Source organism: Paenalcaligenes hermetiae, assembly GCF_039543645.1.
Classification (GTDB): Bacteria; Pseudomonadota; Gammaproteobacteria; order Burkholderiales; family Burkholderiaceae_B; genus Paenalcaligenes; species Paenalcaligenes hermetiae.
Genome location: NZ_BAABKD010000011.1, coordinates 191,488 through 209,523 on the forward strand (window position 1 = coordinate 191,488; position 18,036 = coordinate 209,523).

General features: G+C 46.0%; 18 protein-coding genes. 6 read left to right on the forward strand and 12 right to left on the reverse strand.

The features are described 5' to 3' along the window. The first annotated feature begins 97 nt into the window (after positions 1–97). The gene (locus tag ABD980_RS10110) at positions 98–988 is read left to right on the forward strand and encodes a LysR family transcriptional regulator (RefSeq protein ID WP_345371487.1); all 891 of its coding nucleotides are present in this window, start codon (positions 98–100) and stop codon (positions 986–988) included. Between the two features lie 31 nt (positions 989–1,019). Here the strand turns inward: ABD980_RS10110 and ABD980_RS10115 are convergent, their stop codons facing one another. Next, positions 1,020–1,982: a DNA-binding protein gene (locus ABD980_RS10115; protein ID WP_300646818.1), complete on the reverse strand. Its 963-nt coding sequence runs from the start codon at positions 1,980–1,982 to the stop codon at positions 1,020–1,022. A 235-nt stretch (positions 1,983–2,217) separates the two neighbouring features. On the opposite strand from ABD980_RS10115, the gene ABD980_RS10120 reads away from it, so the two are divergent. Next, positions 2,218–3,396 carry a tyrosine-type recombinase/integrase gene (locus ABD980_RS10120; protein WP_300646819.1) on the forward strand — a complete coding sequence of 393 codons (1,179 nt, stop codon included), beginning with the start codon at positions 2,218–2,220 and terminating at the stop codon, positions 3,394–3,396. 50 nt (positions 3,397–3,446) lie between these two features. Here the strand turns inward: ABD980_RS10120 and ABD980_RS10125 are convergent, their stop codons facing one another. After that, positions 3,447–3,782, reverse strand: coding sequence for a c-type cytochrome (locus ABD980_RS10125; protein ID WP_300646820.1), 336 nt, complete (start codon positions 3,780–3,782; stop codon positions 3,447–3,449). A 133-nt stretch (positions 3,783–3,915) separates the two neighbouring features. Here ABD980_RS10125 and ABD980_RS10130 point away from each other — a divergent pair, with 133 nt between their 5' ends. Continuing rightward, complete coding sequence (locus ABD980_RS10130; protein WP_260648739.1) at positions 3,916–4,344, forward strand: universal stress protein; 429 nt, start codon at positions 3,916–3,918, stop codon at positions 4,342–4,344. Between the two features lie 55 nt (positions 4,345–4,399). Here ABD980_RS10130 and fumC read toward each other — a convergent pair whose 3' ends face one another. From fumC to ABD980_RS10150, 4 genes are read right to left on the reverse strand one after another with little or no spacing between them, the layout of a single operon-like run. Further along, the gene (fumC, locus tag ABD980_RS10135) at positions 4,400–5,797 is read right to left on the reverse strand and encodes a class II fumarate hydratase (protein ID WP_300646823.1); all 1,398 of its coding nucleotides are present in this window, start codon (positions 5,795–5,797) and stop codon (positions 4,400–4,402) included. A gap of 50 nt (positions 5,798–5,847) precedes the next feature. Then, positions 5,848–6,885, reverse strand: coding sequence for a type I glyceraldehyde-3-phosphate dehydrogenase (locus ABD980_RS10140; protein ID WP_300646824.1), 1,038 nt, complete (start codon positions 6,883–6,885; stop codon positions 5,848–5,850). Between the two features lie 16 nt (positions 6,886–6,901). Then, a complete protein-coding gene (locus tag ABD980_RS10145) occupies positions 6,902–7,678 on the reverse strand; it encodes an SDR family oxidoreductase (protein WP_377536233.1) in 777 nt (258 codons plus the stop codon). Next, on the reverse strand, positions 7,675–8,628 hold the full coding sequence (locus ABD980_RS10150) for a D-2-hydroxyacid dehydrogenase (protein ID WP_345371493.1): 954 nt from the start codon (positions 8,626–8,628) through the stop codon (positions 7,675–7,677). Before ABD980_RS10150 ends, ABD980_RS10145 begins: the two co-directional genes overlap by 4 nt. A 105-nt stretch (positions 8,629–8,733) precedes the next feature. Between ABD980_RS10150 and ABD980_RS10155 the strand changes: the two genes are divergently transcribed. Beyond that, a complete protein-coding gene (locus ABD980_RS10155) occupies positions 8,734–10,629 on the forward strand; it encodes a S9 family peptidase (protein ID WP_345371495.1) in 1,896 nt (631 codons plus the stop codon). After that, positions 10,626–11,234 (forward strand): glutathione S-transferase family protein, encoded by a 609-nt coding sequence (locus tag ABD980_RS10160; RefSeq protein ID WP_345371497.1) that lies wholly within the window; start codon positions 10,626–10,628, stop codon positions 11,232–11,234. Before ABD980_RS10155 ends, ABD980_RS10160 begins: the two co-directional genes overlap by 4 nt. A gap of 41 nt (positions 11,235–11,275) precedes the next feature. Here ABD980_RS10160 and ABD980_RS10165 read toward each other — a convergent pair whose 3' ends face one another. The 6 genes from ABD980_RS10165 to proC form a co-directional block, all read right to left on the reverse strand. Beyond that, positions 11,276–11,977 (reverse strand): ABC transporter ATP-binding protein, encoded by a 702-nt coding sequence (locus ABD980_RS10165; protein ID WP_300646828.1) that lies wholly within the window; start codon positions 11,975–11,977, stop codon positions 11,276–11,278. Next, positions 11,978–12,742: a high-affinity branched-chain amino acid ABC transporter ATP-binding protein LivG gene (livG, locus tag ABD980_RS10170; RefSeq protein ID WP_345371499.1), complete on the reverse strand. Its 765-nt coding sequence runs from the start codon at positions 12,740–12,742 to the stop codon at positions 11,978–11,980. Continuing rightward, positions 12,739–13,965: a high-affinity branched-chain amino acid ABC transporter permease LivM gene (gene livM, locus ABD980_RS10175; RefSeq protein WP_345371501.1), complete on the reverse strand. Its 1,227-nt coding sequence runs from the start codon at positions 13,963–13,965 to the stop codon at positions 12,739–12,741. Before livM ends, livG begins: the two co-directional genes overlap by 4 nt. Beyond that, positions 13,965–14,891, reverse strand: a complete 927-nt coding sequence (livH, locus tag ABD980_RS10180) for a high-affinity branched-chain amino acid ABC transporter permease LivH (protein WP_300646831.1) — start codon at positions 14,889–14,891, stop codon at positions 13,965–13,967. Before livH ends, livM begins: the two co-directional genes overlap by 1 nt. 187 nt (positions 14,892–15,078) lie before the next feature. After that, positions 15,079–15,633, reverse strand: a complete 555-nt coding sequence (locus ABD980_RS10185) for a VUT family protein (protein WP_345371755.1) — start codon at positions 15,631–15,633, stop codon at positions 15,079–15,081. Between the two features lie 2 nt (positions 15,634–15,635). Further along, positions 15,636–16,475: a pyrroline-5-carboxylate reductase gene (gene proC / locus ABD980_RS10190; protein WP_300646832.1), complete on the reverse strand. Its 840-nt coding sequence runs from the start codon at positions 16,473–16,475 to the stop codon at positions 15,636–15,638. Between the two features lie 186 nt (positions 16,476–16,661). Between proC and ugpB the strand changes: the two genes are divergently transcribed. Further along, positions 16,662–17,969, forward strand: a complete 1,308-nt coding sequence (ugpB, locus tag ABD980_RS10195) for a sn-glycerol-3-phosphate ABC transporter substrate-binding protein UgpB (RefSeq protein ID WP_300646833.1) — start codon at positions 16,662–16,664, stop codon at positions 17,967–17,969. Positions 17,970–18,036: the final 67 nt, after the last annotated feature.

The window sequence follows — 18,036 nt, forward strand, 5'->3', positions numbered from 1 at the left end:
TCCTCGTGAAGAATGCAGGCAATAGGTATACTGTACCTGTTTTGATTGGTGCAAAAAAGAGTTATTTAGGCAATTAACTATTGTTTAGGGAGCAACAATGAATCAATTTGAGGTCATGAAATTATTTGTGGAGGTTGCAGAGCTAGGTAGCTTTGCTGCGGCAGCCGCACAAAAAGGGGTTGCTCGTTCCGTGGTCACCCGTCAAATTGCTGCCCTAGAAAAACACTTAGGTGTTCAATTAATTGCTCGCAGTACTCGGCGCCAAGCTTTAACTTCGGCAGGGAAAAAGTATTTGGAACAGTGCAAAGCAATTCTGGATCTTGTTGAGCGGAGTGAGTCTGAATTAATAGAAGAACAGGTACGCCCTAAAGGACTGATCCGTGTTAGTTTGCCATTAAGTTTTGGATTGCGCCACCTTACTGATATGTTGATGGAATTTGCTCAAAAGTACCCTGATATCCATTTAGAGCTCGATTATAACGATCGCATGGTAGATGTGGCAGCCGAAGGTTATGACATAGCGATTCGTATTGCTGGGGAATTAGCGCTGAGTGATATTGTGCGCAAAATAGGGGAGTGCGAGCTTTTATTTGTGGCGGCGCCTTCTTATATACAAGCCCATGGCGAGCCGCAGCAGCCGGATGATTTATTAGAACACCAGTGCTTACAGTATTCGCATCATAGTCGTTGGTTATTTTCGGATGGAACGCGTAATTTCAGTATCAGCACCAATGGTCGTATTAAGGCAAATAATGGCGATGCGTTAGCCAAAGCAGCGGCTGCCGGGATGGGGATTAGCTTTATGCCTGATTTTATTGCTAAGGATTATCTAGCGGATGGGCGCTTGGTGGAGTTAAGTGGTTTGCGCTCTGAAAATAAAATCGGGATTTATGCGGTGCTACCCAGTAATAGCTATATCCCAGAAAGAGTGCGCTTACTCATGGATTTTTTACTGAATCATTTGGCTAGCTTTACCGCACTAACATGAGCATGATCTATTTTCCTAAACCGCTACAGATTTATGTAGCGGTTTTTTTTGCGCGCTGCAAAGCAAGGCGACTTGGTGTTGAACGCGTGCGCTGTGTACGTTGTGCGAGTTGCTGTTGTAGCTGTTTAAGAAGCTCACGCAAATCGTGATTTTTTTCATCTAATTGTTGCTGTAATTGTTTTTGTTGTTGCATTTGCTCGCTTTGATAGTGGTAACGCTGCTGCAGTTCTAAATATGCTTTTTGTTGTGCTTGATGCTCCTCTTGTAAGGTTTGGTATTTTTGCAGATGTTGTTGAAAGCGTTGCTGTTCTTGCTGTTGGACTTTGGCTGCATCTTGTCGAACGCGATCGATTTCTAAACGGGCGTATTTTTCCATATCGGCGGCTCGTTGCTCGCTTAGCTGGGTTTTTTCTTGTTGTAGAAGTAGGGCGTGCTCGTGCTGAATATGCAGGGCTTTGATTTGCTCTTGCGTTTGTTCTAGCTGTTGCTGGCGTTGCGTAAGCTGTTGCTCACGCTCAACGAGGGCTTGATCTTGCTGTTCAAGTTGACGCTGAGCCTGCAATAAAGCTTGTTGTAGGGTGTGGGCTTCTGCCTGCGCTTTTTCTAGATTTTGCTGCAGTAGCCCGATTTGCACCAGAAGCGGCTGCTGGTGTTGGTTCGTCATTTTTAACGCCTCATCCAGGCTTTCTTGCCAAAGTTGGGCAATCAGCATGCCAGCTTGTTGTGTAATGGCCGTTGGGATATCTGCTTGCTCCATCCGTACTTGGCTTCGTTCCCGTAGCTCTTGCCAAAATAACCGTAAAGCTTCTGATGGTGCGCTCATGCTGCCTTTGCGCACGAGTTGATACATACGGTTGGTTGTGGGTGTGGTGTCGTATTGAAAAAACAGCAACGCAGCCACGGCCTTGTAAAGATCGACGGTGTTGGTGTGTTGGTTACGTAACTGCTCAACCGCTAGATGCAGTTGCGACTCTGTCAAAGTTGATTGGCTCATGTTTTCCCCAAATGGTAGCGCTACGAAGCCAGAGCATCGTAAAAACAAACAAATGAATTAATTCTATTTTATTACGTAATACGTAAAATAATCAACTTCATTATTGCTCAATTTGACATTACACACATAATGTCAACTTTTGTATTATGATAAGAAAGATTATTGATCCAGCTCTACACATCCAGCCACTTCGATTTATACTGTATGCAACCCCAGCTTTTTCTTAACCACAACTATGACAGAACATTTACCTACTGCGCTTGAATTCTATGCACCTTATTCTTTGGCGCTCGATGGTTCGCATGGCAGTAATCGCGCGACTAGCCCATCTACGTTATTGCAGGCAGATAATGATCTGGATGCAATTAAAGCGTGGTTGGCACAATACATAGATAGTCCAAATACGTTTTCTAGCTATCGTAAAGAATCAGAACGTTTACTGTTATGGGCAAACTTAGAGGCCAATAAACCGATTTCATCGTTAACGCACGAGGATATTCTGCGTTATCAGCACTTTTTACAAGACCCCCAGCCAGCTTCACGTTGGGTGCTTAAAAATGGGTCTAAAGTAGCGCGCTCTCATCCTGACTGGCGCCCTTTTGCTGGCCCTTTATCAGCAAGCAGCATTCGCCAAAGCATGACCGTTATAAATAGTCTATTCACCTGGCTTGTATCAGCTGGTTATTTGGTTGCAAACCCATTAGCCGTATTACGCGGTCGCCGTTATACACCTGCTAAACGCATGCAGCGTTATCTGGATATGGATCTATGGGAACAAGTAAAACGATGTATAGAGGAACTTCCTCGGGATAATGAGCGAGAGCTAGAGCATTATTACCGTTACCGTTGGCTTTTTTCGTTATTATATTTATGTGGTTTACGGGTCTCAGAATTAAGCCAAAACCGTATGGGGGCGTTGTTTTCTCGTCGAGACCGAGATGGACATTTACGTTGGTGGATGGATATTACAGGAAAAGGACAAAAAACACGCACGGTTCCTGTCACCAGTGAGCTTATGGAAGAGCTCTCTAACTATAGACGTTTTAAGGGCTTATCCCCCTATCCCACCGCCAATGAGGAACTGCCTTTGATTTTACCGATTGGCACCATTAAGAATAAACCTTTGACCCGTGCCGCTATCCATAAAATCGTTAAACAGATATTTATTGATACAGCTAAACGTTTACGTGCCTTGGGGCCAGAATACGAAAGCGAGGCGTTGCATGTAGAACAAGCGTCTACTCACTGGCTACGCCATACCGCAGGCACACATATGTTAGAGCAAAATATGGATCTTTTGCATGTACGCGATACTCTCGGTCATGAGTCCATTAATACAACTAACCGTTATCTTCACACCGCCGACGATGCTCGCCACGATGCAACGGAAGATAAACATAAAATCAAATGGTAAACAAAAAAGCGCTCTATCTTAGATAAAGCGCTTTTATTGCCTAGCTATAATTAGTTAGGTGCACCGGCCATGAGCCAGTCCACAACTACGCTTAGGTCTTCATCGGTAATGTTTACGTTTGGTGGCATAGGTACTGCGCCCCATACGCCTTGACTACCCTCTTTAATGTGCTTAGCTAAAATTTCAGCGTTTGCTGGGTCATCTTTGTATTTTTCCGCCACCTCTTTGTAAGCAGGACCAACGACTTTGGTATCTACTTGGTGACAAGCCAAACAGGCGTTATTTTGCAAAATTTCGCTAACCTGCTCGTAAGTAGGCGCATCAGCTTTAGCAACGCCAGCAGCGAATACCAAAGGTAGACACGCAGCTAAATATTTGATTTTCATGAAAAACTCCTAAATAACAATGCTGCTATAGCAGCATGATGTATTATTATCGCACTTTATATGCTTTATGCTATATAGTAAAAAGCTAAAATGATAAAGGCTTTACTCTTTTTTGAATCTTATGGGGGTTGTTATGAAAAACATTCTGGTTCCAGTAGATGGCTCAGAGCCATCTTTGCGAGCGCTTCGTGCGGCGTTAACACTCGCTAAAGACCAATCTACCACTTGTACTGTACATGTGCTAAACGTACAAGCACCTATTATTTCTAATAATGTTGCGCGCTTTTTTACCGCAGATGTACTCGACGCCTACTATCAAGACGAGGGCAAAGAAGCATTAAAAACGGCAAAAGCGCTGCTTGCCCAAGAGCAAATTCCTTACCAAGTCCACGTCACAGTGGGACAGATTGCAGAAAAAGTCCAAGCGTATATTGAAGAGCATGATTGTGACCATGTAGTAATGGGAACACGCGGTCTGAGTGCTGTGCCAGGGCTGCTTTTAGGTTCGGCCACAACAAAGGTATTAAGCCGTATTACTGTTCCCATCACCTTAATCAAATAAGTAGTCATCCCCCTACCCCGTCCTATAGGGCGGGCAGAAAGGGATTACAGTCAGTTTATTCAGGTCGCGTCATTGCCAGCGGATCGATCCACTGATCATATTGTTCAGCGGTGACATAGCCCAGATCGAGTGCTGCCTCTTTTAAATTCAGCCCCTTTTGATGAGCCAGCTTAGCAATAGCAGCCGCTTTGTCATAGCCAATATGGCGATTAAGAGCAGTAACCAGCATGAGATTTTGCTGTAAGTAAGCTTCGATTTTTTCTCGATTTGGGGTGATGCCTACGGCACAATGCTCATTAAAAGCGGCGCATGCATCACCTAATAGCTGAATGCTTTCTAAGACGTTATGCACCATAACGGGTTTGTAGACGTTTAGCTGAAAATTCCCCTGACTTCCAGCAAAAGCTACCGCTGCATCATTACCAAATACTTGCACGCATACCATGGTTAAGGCTTCTGCTTGGGTGGGATTAACTTTGCCTGGCATGATGGATGAGCCTGGTTCATTTTCTGGTATAGAAATCTCTCCAATACCACAACGTGGTCCGCTCGCTAACCAACGTACATCATTAGCCATTTTGAACAAAGCACCGGCTAATGTACGCAAGGCGGCAGAAAAATTCACTAAAGCATCGTGTGCAGATAAAGCAAAAAACTTATTCGCGGCACTTTTAAATGGCATGCCGGTATGTTCAGCAATATAAGCAGCGGTTTTATCGCCAAATTGGGGGTGGGCATTAAGTCCTGTCCCAACAGCAGTACCGCCAATGGCTAAATCATAAATACCGGGTAGTTGCTGTTCAATATGATCTAAAGCAAAATCGATCTGCGCTACCCAGCTACCAATCTCCTGTCCTAAAGTAATGGGGGTCGCATCCTGTAAGTGAGTGCGGCCAGTTTTTACAATCGAGGCATATTTATCGGCAAGTTGCGCTAAAACATCACGCAAAGCACGCACATGAGGAAATAAATGACGATGGGTAGCCAGCGCAACAGCAATATGCATCGCTGTAGGAAAAGTATCGTTGGAAGATTGGCCACGGTTCACATGATCATTAGGATGAACTGGGTTTTTGGAACCCATTTCCCCTCCGGCTAACTCGATCGCACGGTTAGCAATGACCTCGTTGGCATTCATATTACTCTGGGTTCCAGATCCCGTCTGAAAAACCACTAATGGGAACTCTGCATTTAGTTGGCCTGTAATCACCTCGTCGGCAGCTTGAATAATTAGCTCTGCAATATCAGCGGGAATTTGCTCCAAATCACGATTGGCTTTTGCCGCGGCTTGCTTGAGTATCCCTAGGGATTCAATCAAAACGGGTGTAAGCGTAAAGCGTTTTACGCCAATAGGAAAGTTTTGAATGGAGCGTTGTGTTTGTGCTCCCCAATAATGTTGGGCAGGTACGTTGATGGTGCCCATTGAATCGGTTTCAATACGGGTGTTTTGCATGATCAAATCCTAAAAAATTAGCATGCAAGACGGTTACCGATGAGCTGTACTTAAGTGGACTGAGATTGAAAACGGCTAGCCCAAAGCTGACTGATATCAATCATACGATTGGCAAAGCCCCATTCATTATCAAACCAGACAAATAAGTTCACCAAACCGTCTTGGTTCGTACAGGTTTGGCTGCCATCAATAATGGCAGAGTGAGCGTCATGGTTAAAATCAATAGAAGCATGAGGTCTGTCCGAATAGGATAACGTATTCGGATGACGTTGCGCAGCTTGAATGAAAAGACTATTAATTTCCTCTTTGGTGGTAGAGCGGCGTAACTTCACCATCAGATCAATAGCGGATACATTTAAAATAGGCACACGAATCGCTTTGGCTTGGACTCGGCCTTGTAGTTGAGGCAATAGGCGCTCTACTCCACGTGCTAAACCTGTTGCCACAGGTACCATGGACTGCATGGCAGAACGGGTGCGGCGTAAATCACTATGATGGTAACCATCAATCATGGGTTGATCATTCATTACCGAATGCAAAGTAGTAAGAAAAGCATAATCCACCCCATACGCGGCATCGAGCTCAGCCAGTACAGGAATGATGGCATTCGTTGTACAGGAAGCATTCGACACAATGCTCTGCTGCCCATTTAGCTCGGTATCGTTGATACCTAATACTACGGTGTAATCGACTTCGTTAGCGCTATCTGTAGGTTGAGAGACTAAAACCCGCGGACAACCCGCTTGAATGAATTTTTCCAGCTCACTTCGTTGACTATAAGCACCAGAACACTCTAATAAAATATCAATGTCTAAGGCTTGCCAATCAACCGCATCAGGCTGCGTGTGATGAAATACTTGAATGGCTTTACCATTAATTAATAAGCTATTTTCGCTACGCCCTACTTTGCCTGGAAATACACCATGAGTGGAGTCAAACTGCGTTAAATACGCCATGGTTTCTAGATCAGCGGGTTCATTAATAGCGACCACTTCTAGTTCTTGTTCAAGTTGTCGTTCATAGATAGCTCGTAATACACAACGCCCTATCCGCCCATAACCATTAATAGCAATACGCACTGCCTGCATAGAAAATTAGTACACGTTAAAAAGTAATAGAAAAGCCACCATCCACTACCATAACATGGCCATTTACATAGGAGGCGGCAGGAGAAGCTAAAAATACAGCAGCGCCAGTAATTTCATGGGGTTCGGCCCAGCGTTGCATTGGATTTCGTCCCAAAACACGTAAACCTTGAACAGGATCACGGGCAAGCTGTTGGTTGGATTCGGTAGCAAAAGTACCAGGAGCAATACCATTGCTCGTAATACTAAAAGCACCAAACTCTACAGCTAACATGCGTACCATGGCCTCTATACCTTGTTTGGCAATAGGATAAATACTGTCCTCTGGTCTGACTATACGTCCTGCAATAGATGAAAAGCTAATGATACGTCCAGCCAGTTGAGCCTCTTTCATTTTTAATGCTGCGAGACGTGAAATTAATAAAGTAGCGGTTAAATGCTGTTGAATATGTTCTTGAATCTCTAGTGGCTGACAATCTATTAACCCTTTTCTTAGTCGGGGACCCACAGTATTGACATGAATACTTGGGATTCCTATTTCTTTACATAATATATTATAATTATGCGCATAAGATGCGTAATCAGTAATATCTTGAGCAAAGACATCAACCTGATAGCCACGTGCTTGTAAATCATGCTGCAAGGCGGTTAAACCGATTGCGTTACGACCATTTATAATCACGTGGGCGCCTGAGGCTGCCATTGCATAAGCAATAGCCTTACCTAGTCCTTGTGTCGCACCTGTAATAAGGGCTAACTGCCCTGCTAAAGAAAAATTGGGTAAATCATTCATCATTGCACTAAGTGAATCGGCTGCCCTGCAACAAAAGCATTAATATTCGCTATGGTCTGATCTGCCACAAACTGCATGGCTTCAATCGAAGCCCAGCCAATATGAGGCGTTAAAATAAAATGATCCGTCCCCACTAGCTGCATATAGGGATGATCAGCTGGCGGTGGCTCTATTTCACACACATCAATCCCTGCAGCACGGATCTGCCCTACTTGCAAAGCATGGACCAAAGCATCAGGGTCAATCAAAGCCCCTCTGGCGGTATTAATTATCATAGGTTGACGCTGCATTTGCGCAAATGCTTGCGCATCCAGCAAGTGATGTGTTTGAGGGGTAAGAGGACAGTGTAAAGAAATAATATCGCTTTGTTCTAGCATCTGTTCAAAACGAACGTAGCCCTCTCTGCACTGTTTCGCCCCCTTATGCTCTGCTTGTAGCACGTGCACACCTAAAGCGCTAGCAATGCGCGCTACCTCGGAGCCGAGCGCCCCGGCGCCGACCAAACCTAAATAACTGCCTTTTAAATCGCGAATCGGGTAATCAAAATAACAAAACTGACCGCTTTGCTGCCAGCGCCCCGCGAGCAACGAACGCTGATAAGGCAACAACTGCCGTTGCAAAGCAAAAATCAAAGCAAACACGTGCTCCGGCACAGTGGTTTGAGCATAGTCTGGGACATGACACACCTGAACCCCCAAATTTTTACATGCTTCGATATCTATATGGTTGTAACCCGTTGCTGGCACAGCAATTAGCCTTAATTTAGGCAGCTGCTTAAGCGTATCTGCCTCTAAGGGGACCTTATTACTAATCACAATCTCTGCATATTGAGCCCGCTGCACCACCTGCTCCGCTGTAGTCTGATCATACCCCTGCCACTGATGCATAAAATTGGGTTCAGGAAGACGCACAGTCGGTGCCATAGTAGCCTGATCAAGAAATACAATTTGCATAAGCCCACTCTAGAAAGAAAAAGTAAAGCACGGGGTTTTTAATTCGGTCTATGATAAGAGTATAGGTTTAATTTCTTTTTATCGAAACGTATTTAGGATGGTTGTATGAACTTTCATTTGGTGGAGCAGCAAGACACGATCGCCCCGCGGTATGAGTTACGCGATTTTTTCCAAAACCCACAACGCAGTGCTTACGCCCTCTCTGACGATGGCTCGATGATTGGTTTTTTACAACCCATCAATGTTGGTCATGCCACACGCTTAAATGTGTTTGTGCAAACCCTAGATCAAGGTAAACCCGTTGGGGCCCCCAAGCAAGTCACCTATGAAACCGAACGCGATGTCGATGGTTTTTTTTGGAAAGGTCCTAATACCATTGTCTATGCCAAAGACTTTAACGGTGATGAAAATTATCATGTGCTCGCTGTGGATGCGCAAACCGGAGAAAGCAAAGACCTAACCCCCTTTGAAGGCGCACGTGCTGGTATCCAAGATGACCTAGAAGATGACCCTGATCATTTGCTCATTGCTCACAATGCGCGTAACCCTGAAGCTTTTGATGTGTATCGTGTCAATATCCACACCGGTGAACAACAAGCAGTAGCCCAAAACCCCGGTAACATCATTGGTTGGCAAACAGATCATCAAGGAACGGTGCGTTTGGCGATTGCTAGCGATGGCTTACATACCGCGGTGCTCCACCGTCGTCATGATGCAGACGAGTTTAGCGTTATTATCCAGACGGACTTTCGTACGGATGTTACCCCCCAGTTTTTTGATAAAGACAATCAAAAGTTTTATGCACTCAGTAACCGAGGTCGTGACACGGCCGCTTTAGTGCTCATCGACCCCAATCAGCCAGAACAAGAGCAACTGATTTTTGAAAATGCAAAATACGATTTGCTCGGTGCGGGCTATTCTCGCTTACGTCATGTCTTAACCGCTGCTTATTTTGAGGCCGACAAGCTCCACTATCACTTTTTTGATGAAATCAGCGCTATCCGTCACCAACGCTTAAAAGACCTGCTGCCGGGTTACGAAGTCAGCCTACAAAGCGCTACCCGTGATGAGAAAACCTTTGTGGTTGCTGCATATAGCGACCGCACGCCAGGGCATCGTTTTATTTACCATGATGAAACCCAACAGCTTCATCATCTTGGCGAAATCAATCCCAAGCTTAACCCTGCCCACATGGCGAGCATGCGCCCTATCCGCTTTACTGCACGCGATGGCTTAGAAATCCATGGCTACTTGACCCTACCTGTAGGAATGGAGCCCCGTGACCTTCCTGTAGTGGTCAACCCACACGGTGGCCCTTGGGCGCGCGATAGCTGGGGCTTTAACCCTGAAGTCCAATTTTTGGCTAATCGTGGTTATGCCGTCTTACAGATTAATTTCCGCGGCTCAACTGGCTATGGCCGACGTTTTTGGGAAGCCAGTTTTGGGCAATGGGGCTTAAGCATGCAAGATGACATCAGTGACGGTGTAGCGTGGCTGCTCAAACAAGGCGTTGCTGACCCTAACAAATTAGCTATTTATGGCGGAAGCTATGGTGGTTACGCCACACTTATGGCAATCTGCAAAACCCCCGATGTCTACGCCGCCGCTATTGATTATGTGGGGGTTTCGAATTTACTCACGTTTATGCAAACCATTCCCCCATATTGGCGCCCTTTGCTAGAAAAAATGTACACCATGGTTGGGCACCCAGAAAAAGATCGCGAGCGTCTTGAAGCCACTTCGCCTGCTTTGAATGCACAGCATATTAAAACCCCTCTGTTTATTGCCCAGGGTGCCCAAGATCCTCGCGTCAATAAAGCAGAAAGCGACCAAATGGTCAATGCGTTAAAAGCCCGTCATGTTGAAGTCGAATACATGGTAAAAGAGAATGAGGGACATGGTTTCCAGAACGAAGAGAATAAGTTTGAATTCTACGAGCGCATGGAACAATTCCTAGAGCAGCACTTACAACCTAAATCTCGAAGGAAGACACAAAAATGAAACTCTATTACCTACAAGGCGCATGCTCTTTGGCAGTACACATCGTCTTAGAGTGGATTGGTAAACCCTACGCATCGCAAGCCGTTAGCCGCGAAGAGCTCAAACAAGCTACGTTCCTTGCGCTGAACCCATTGGGATCTGCTCCAGCGTTTACCGATGGTGATCTATGCCTAACCCAAAGCAGCGCGATCTTACAGTATTTGGCCGATAAATACCCTAAAAGCCAACTCCTAAGCCAAGATCTTGTCGAGCGCGCACAAACCTTAATGTGGCTTGGCTTAATTAACTCAGATATCCATCGTCATTATGGCTTACTGTTTGGGGCGCCCATGTATGCCCAGCACGAGTCATGTCAAAAAGAACTACAAAGCAATGCCGTGCGCCGTCTAAAGCAGTTTTATGCGGTAGTTAACCAGCAACTCGCTGACAAAGACTACTTGGTAGGGAAGCGTTCAATCGCGGATGCGTATTTGTACGTAACCCTACGTTGGGCACAACGCGCAGACATTGATCTTTCTGACTTTGAGCATTTACCACGATTTTTTGCTTTATTGCATCAGGACGATGGCGTCCAAGCTGCACTAGCAGCCGAGGGGCTAAAATAAAAAAGCGGTCTTTATGACCGCTTTTTTTCTAGATAACCAGCTTACCCACCCAAATAAGCTTTGCGCACCTCGTCATTGGCCAAAAGATTTTGCCCTGTGTCCTCCATAATGACCTTACCAGTCTCTAACACATAAGCTCTATCAGCAATTTGTAGGGCTTTATTCGCATTTTGCTCCACCAAAAATACGGTAACCCCCTCGTCACGAATGGTCTGAATAATCTCAAAAATTTGCGCAATAATAAGTGGTGCTAAGCCTAAGGTTGGCTCATCTAATAACAATAAACGTGGCTGAGTCATCAAAGCACGCCCAATCGCCAGCATTTGTTGCTCGCCCCCTGACATAGTACCAGCACGCTGTTGTGCCCGCTCCTTGAGCCGTGGAAAAAGCTCATAAACATGATCTTCTCCGGCTTCTATATCGGCTTTGGATAAGAAAAACCCGCCCATTTTTAAGTTCTCAGAGACGGTCAGATCAGGAAAAACACGACGTCCTTCGGGAGAAAGCGCAATGCCATTACGCATAATTAAATGCGTAGGCTGCTGTGTAATATCCTTTCCCTCAAAAACCACCGAACCAGAACTGGCACGAGGTGAGCCACACACCGTCATCAACAAGGTGGTTTTGCCCGCACCATTGGCTCCGATCAGCGTCACGATCTCACCTTGGTTTACCTGCACATTTACCTGGTCTAGGGCTTGAATTGCACCATAATAAGTGCATACATTCGTGAGTGTTAACACTTACTCTTCTCCTAGATAGGCTTTAATCACACGCGGATCATTTTGAATAGCTGACGGTGTGCCCATAGCAATGGGCTTACCATACTCCATGACAAGAATCTCATCAGAAATCCCCATGACTAAGCTCATATCATGTTCAATTAATAACACGGCCACCCCCATATCACGCCGTAGCGTATCGATGAGGGCCTGCAGCTCTTTTTTTTCTTGTGGATTTAATCCCGCTGCCGGCTCATCAAGTAACAATAAACGTGGCTGCGTAATCATACAGCGTGCGATCTCCAAACGGCGTTGATGCCCATAAGCCAAATTGCCTGCCTCTCGATTGGCATAAGCACGCAAATCCATAAAATCCAACCATTTGGCTGCTGCTTCTTGTGCTTGTGCCTCTGAGCGCCGATATGCCGGTGTTTTCAGTAAACCACCCAACAAACTCGTATTAAGCTGCTGATGCTGAGCCACGAGTAGATTTTCTAAAACGGTCAGCTGCTTAAACAAGCGCACATTTTGAAACGTACGCACCACCCCTTTTTGAGCGACTTTGTGACTAGGCATCCCATGAATAGGTGCGTTTTCTAGCATAATCTGTCCAGCAGTGGGTTTATAAAAACCACTGATACAGTTAAAAACCGTGGTTTTACCCGCCCCGTTGGGCCCAATGATGGCAAACACCTGATGGGGTTGTACCTCAAAACTTACGGCATCTACCGCCAATAACCCGCCAAAGCGCATGGTCAGATCCTGAACCGATAAAATCGCACTCATGCTTTTAACTCCACATGGGGTCGCTTAACAGGTAATAACCCCTGAGGACGCCACACCATCATGACCACCATTACCAAACCAAAAATTAACATACGATACTCTGCAAACTGACGCGCTATCTCTGGGACTACCGTCAACAGTATGGCTGCTAAAATCACCCCTAGCTGCGACCCCATCCCCCCTAGAACCACAATAGCCAAAATCAGCGCAGATTCGATAAATGTGAATGACTCAGGATTCACTAGCCCTTGTCGCGCCGCAAAAAAGGCGCCCCCAAATCCAGCAAACATTGCCCCAATAGTAAAAGCCGATAGTTTAATCCCCGTTGGATTTAACCCCAACGAACGGCAAGCAATCTCATCCTCGCGCAAGGCCTCCCAAGCACGACCGATTGGCATACGAATCAAGCGATTCGACACAAACAGCGTGATCAATGCCAAAATCAGCGCCAATAAATAAAGATAAATGATCACATCCACATTATTAAACTTCCAGCCCATGAGCTCATGGAAAGTCATCTGCTCCTCGGGAGCACGACGAGCTAACACATAACCAAACACTGTTGGTTTAGGTATCCCTGAAATCCCATCAGGACCGCCAGTGATAGGGTATAAGTTAATTAATAATAAGCGGATAATTTCCCCAAAGCCTAAAGTCACGATGGCTAAATAATCCCCACGCAGGCGCAAAACAGGAAAGCCCAGTAAATAGCCAAACAATGCTGCCATTGCCCCTGCTGCGGGCAATGAGGCCCAAAAACCCCATCCCGCCCAGTAATACAGAAGTGCATAGGTATATGCGCCCACAGCATAAAAACCAACAAAGCCTAAATCTAATAGCCCCGCAAAACCCACGACAATGTTAAGCCCGAGGCCAAGCATGACATAAATCAGTACGAGGGTAGCAATGTCAATTTCCGCTCGCCCTGAAAAAAATGGCCAGATTAAAGCGCCAATAATAATAAAAAACAGCGCTACTTGCCGCGTTTTATCATTAAGGCGTGGCAAACTAAAACTTTGTTGACGTTTAGCTAATAGGGATAAAAGGGAGGGCCGTATTAATTGGAATACAAACACCAAGCCCATACCCCAAAAAATCATTGGCCAATCGGGTTGCAAGGTGGTTTGCATGCCCACCCGTAAAATTTGAAAACCAAAAATCGGCGCAATGATTACCCCAGCCAACAACGCCGCAAAAAAAGCATGTTGAATTCGCTTGGCCATTACACCTTCTCCACTTCCGGTTTACCTAAAAGGCCCGTTGGTCTAAACAAGAGAATCAACACCAGCAACGCAAATGCCACGATATCTTTGTATTGGGAAGAGATATACGCCGCTGCAAAGGTTTCAGCAAGCCCTAGTAACACCCCCCCAAGCATCGCGCCAGGAATACTGCCGATACCTCCTAGTACTGCTGCCGTAAACGCCTTGATGCCAGCAATAAATCCGATAAAAGGATTTAGCTTGCCAATCGCTAATGCAATCAATACCCCGCCCACTGCCGCTAACATCGCGCCAATAATAAAGGTAAAGGAAATAATACGACTTGTATCTATACCCAGTAAATTTGCCATTCCTAGATCTTGGGAACAGGCACGTGAGGCTCGACCTATACGTGAGTATTTAATAAATAAAGTCAAAGCCACCATCAACACCACAGTGGTCACAATAATCAAAATACGCGCGTAGGGCGCATTAAATACAAAACTCTCGCCCAGTGAAAGCTGCAGTGAACCTGACACCAAGTTAGGCACGGCCATATCACGCGCCCCCTGACCCAAAGCCACCCAGTTTTGCAAGAAAATCGACATCCCAATGGCAGAGATTAACGGCACCAAACGAGGACTACCACGCAAAGGGGCATAAGCCACTTTTTCTACCGCAAAACCATAAGCTGCCGTCACTGCCGCCGCCACCAGCAGCATAATCAGCACAATCAGCAAAACGGGTAAACCCGAGTTCATGCCAATCGCAGAAAGGGTAACCAAACCCGTATAGGCGCCAATCATATAAATTTCACCATGGGCAAAGTTAATCATGCCGATGATGCCATAAACCATGGTGTAACCAATAGCAATCAGCGCATAAATGGCGCCTAATGACAGCCCATTAAAGAGCTGTTGCACAAGCTGAGGAAGTAAATCCGACATATGAGCGGTCCCAAAAAGCGGATGATGGCAGCAACAAAGCAACGCCAGAACAACATAAATAAAGGGCTGTTGTCTCTTGTACTAAGAGGCAACAGCCAATAAGACATAGGGTATTTTGTGACAAGTCACGCCAACTTGTCACTACGTAATAGCCCTAGCGCTCCCCATATCTATTGATCTATACCAGTTATTGATTACTGGGGTTAGCTAAGTTCCACATTAATGCGCGGAATGGAGCCAACATAAAAGTGTTTAAACACAACTTAACCGCCAAGTCACCTAAGAGCAGTGTTTGCCATGGCATACTCGTACCAGCAAACGCCACACTAAAGAAGACAAAGGTATCCAGCGTGGCGCCTGCCACCCCCCCCACAAATGGTGCTTGCCACCAAGTGCGGTGACGTAAGCGGTCAAACACATAAATATCACAAAGCTGTGCTACTAAAAAAGCGCTGCCCGATGCCAGAGCAATGCGTGGTGTGGCCACAAAAGCAGAAATCACTAACGCAGCCACAAAACCAAAATAAGCCACGCGCCGCGCCGCCTGTGGCCCAAAACGACGATTTAGCACATCAGCGACGAGAAAAGCGATGGGGTAACTCACTGCCCCCCATGTCAACCAGTTATTAATGGGGTACTGCACCATCACATTCGATGCCACGACAATGAGAATCATGAGCAATACTGCAATGGCTTGTTGACGGGGAGTCATGGGTTCAAAACGAAGGGTTGCCATGGGAATCCTTATGAGTAATGTTGCGCGAGTTCTGCGGCACGCTGTTTGGCTGCATCCATCGCTTGTTGCACAATAGTTGAAAAATTCTGATCTTTAAATACAGCTAAAGCCGCTGCTGTAGTCCCGCCCTCGGAGGTCACATTTTCTCGAAGTTGCGCTAGCGGCAAGGGCGATAAAGCCGCTAATTCGGTGGCGCCTTTTACCGTAGCAAAAGCCAGCTTTTTAGCTTGATCCAAAGATAAACCTTGGGCTTGCCCCGCTTGAATCAACGACTCCAAAAACAAAAACACATAAGCCGGACCGCTACCCGATAAAGCCGTGACCGCATCAATGGCTTCATCATTCTCTACCCATACATACTCGCCCACCGTTTTAAATAAATATTCCGCCACTGCTTTATCGTCCTCGTCAACGGCATCCAATGCCAGCAGCCCGGTCATACCGCAACCGATTAACGCAGGCGTATTAGGCATGCAACGAATAACACGCTGATGAGGCTGGTCCTCAAAACCCAAACGCTCTGCAATGGCCGTTGCCGTAATCCCAGCGGCCACGCTAATGATTAATGTGTCTGGCTGAATAAAGGGCTGACATTGTTGCAGGACTTTTTTCATGTGCTGCGGCTTGACGGCCAACACCCAAACCCGGTATTGCGCTAGTTGTGCTTGCGGCATCTCTGCTGTATGCGTGCCCTGCTGCTGCCAATTTTCTCGAACCTGCTCATTTGGGTCGATGACCAAAATATCTTCGGCAGCACAACGCTTACCGATCAGCCCTGCTGACAAAGCCGACGCCATGTTGCCGCCACCAATAAACGCCAACGTTATAGTATGTTTTTGATTTATCATAAAAAAAATTCAGTCCTACGCGGTAAACTCAACAATAATGCAAGTGTATTTGATTTAATAAGATTGACCAAACCACTATTTACTGGGTACAGTCACGCCAATGTAATAAACAAGTCATATGCTTAAATGCATTTCTGATATAACAAGCTGGCTTGTTCATTCCGTACACACAACAGGAGAACGCATATGCGTAAATCAACCTTTACCCTATCTGTAGCGGCCCTTATCGCCATGATGGGCACAGCCCATGCCGCAACAGACATTCAGTTTTGGCACTCCATGGAAGGCGCACTTGGGGACCGAGTCAACGAACTGGTTGAAGCCTTTAATAAAAGCCAATCCGACTACGAGGTCAAGCCCAGCTACAAAGGTAACTATGGCGAATCCATGAACGCTGGTATTGCCGCTTTCCGTGCAGGTAACGCCCCCGATATTCTACAGGTTTTCGAGGTAGGCACCGCCACCATGATGCACGCCAAAGGGGCGATTCAACCTGTACAAGAGATGTCAGAAAAGGTTGGTAACCCCATTGACCCCAACGATTTCTTAGGGGCAGTGGCTGGCTATTATTCCTCGAGCGACGGCAAGCTTGTTTCCATGCCGTTTAATAGCTCCACGGCCGTACTATATTACAACAAAGACGCTTTCAAAAAAGCTGGCTTGGATCCAGAAAACCCACCTAAAACTTGGGAAGAGGTCGCTGAAGCCGGCAAAAAAATCCGTGAAGCCGGCTACGAATGTGGCTACACCACCTCTTGGCCTTCTTGGATTTTACTCGAGAACTTCGCTGCTTGGCATAATGTTCCTTTTGCCAGTGAAAATAATGGCTTTGGTGGCCTAAATGCTCGCTTAGAGATTGATCAGCCTTTATTTGTTAAACACCTAAGCTTTTTAGCCGACATGGCTAAAGAGGGCTCATTTACCTACGGCGGGCGTGGCGACACCTCCAACGCACTATTTACTGCTGGGAAATGTGGCATGTTTACTGGCTCCAGTGGTAACCGCGCTAACATTATCAAAACAGGAAAATTTGAGTTTGGTACCGCTTCATTGCCTTACTATGCTGACGTAAAAGATGCTCCACAAAACTCCGTCATTGGTGGCGCATCTCTATGGGTGTTTGCCAACAAGTCAGATGAGGTTTACAAAGGGGTAACCGAATTCTTTAAATTTATCTCTAGTCCTGAACAAGCCGCCGCTTGGCACCAAAACACGGGTTATGTGCCTGTAACCACTGCCGGCTACGAGCTCACCAAAGACTCTGGCTTTTATGAGAAAAACGTAGGTGCTGACGTGGCAGTTAAGCAGCTTGATGCTCAAACCACCGAACACTCACGCGGTATCCGTTTAGGCTATTTACCTCAAATTCGTGACATTGAAGACGGTGAAATGGAAAAAATCTTCGCCGGTCAAATCAGTCCCGAAGAGGGGTTAAAAAATATGGTTAAACGCGGTAATGAGTTATTAGAACGCTTTGAGAAAAGTGTAAAATAACAGCTTAATGCTGTCGTTTAGACTACAATTCATACCGGAATGGGGGTGATCCCCCCATTCCGGTATT

Excerpts from the sequence above, each read along its gene's own strand:
- ABD980_RS10140 (WP_300646824.1), bottom strand. The coding sequence starts at position 6,885 with ATGCAGGCAGTGCGTATTGCTATTAATGGTTATGGGCGGATAGGGCGT.
- livM (WP_345371501.1), bottom strand. The coding sequence starts at position 13,965 with ATGGCCAAGCGAATTCAACATGCTTTTTTTGCGGCGTTGTTGGCTGGG.
- livG (WP_345371499.1), bottom strand. The coding sequence starts at position 12,742 with ATGAGTGCGATTTTATCGGTTCAGGATCTGACCATGCGCTTTGGCGGG.
- ABD980_RS10155 (WP_345371495.1), top strand. The coding sequence starts at position 8,734 with ATGAACTTTCATTTGGTGGAGCAGCAAGACACGATCGCCCCGCGGTAT.
- livH (WP_300646831.1), bottom strand. The coding sequence starts at position 14,891 with ATGTCGGATTTACTTCCTCAGCTTGTGCAACAGCTCTTTAATGGGCTG.
- ABD980_RS10150 (WP_345371493.1), bottom strand. The coding sequence starts at position 8,628 with ATGCAAATTGTATTTCTTGATCAGGCTACTATGGCACCGACTGTGCGT.
- ABD980_RS10115 (WP_300646818.1), bottom strand. The coding sequence starts at position 1,982 with ATGAGCCAATCAACTTTGACAGAGTCGCAACTGCATCTAGCGGTTGAG.
- ABD980_RS10125 (WP_300646820.1), bottom strand. The coding sequence starts at position 3,782 with ATGAAAATCAAATATTTAGCTGCGTGTCTACCTTTGGTATTCGCTGCT.
- ugpB (WP_300646833.1), top strand. The coding sequence starts at position 16,662 with ATGCGTAAATCAACCTTTACCCTATCTGTAGCGGCCCTTATCGCCATG.
- fumC (WP_300646823.1), bottom strand. The coding sequence starts at position 5,797 with ATGCAAAACACCCGTATTGAAACCGATTCAATGGGCACCATCAACGTA.
- ABD980_RS10130 (WP_260648739.1), top strand. The coding sequence starts at position 3,916 with ATGAAAAACATTCTGGTTCCAGTAGATGGCTCAGAGCCATCTTTGCGA.
- ABD980_RS10145 (WP_377536233.1), bottom strand. The coding sequence starts at position 7,678 with ATGATGAATGATTTACCCAATTTTTCTTTAGCAGGGCAGTTAGCCCTT.
- proC (WP_300646832.1), bottom strand. The coding sequence starts at position 16,475 with ATGATAAATCAAAAACATACTATAACGTTGGCGTTTATTGGTGGCGGC.
- ABD980_RS10110 (WP_345371487.1), top strand. The coding sequence starts at position 98 with ATGAATCAATTTGAGGTCATGAAATTATTTGTGGAGGTTGCAGAGCTA.
- ABD980_RS10160 (WP_345371497.1), top strand. The coding sequence starts at position 10,626 with ATGAAACTCTATTACCTACAAGGCGCATGCTCTTTGGCAGTACACATC.
- ABD980_RS10120 (WP_300646819.1), top strand. The coding sequence starts at position 2,218 with ATGACAGAACATTTACCTACTGCGCTTGAATTCTATGCACCTTATTCT.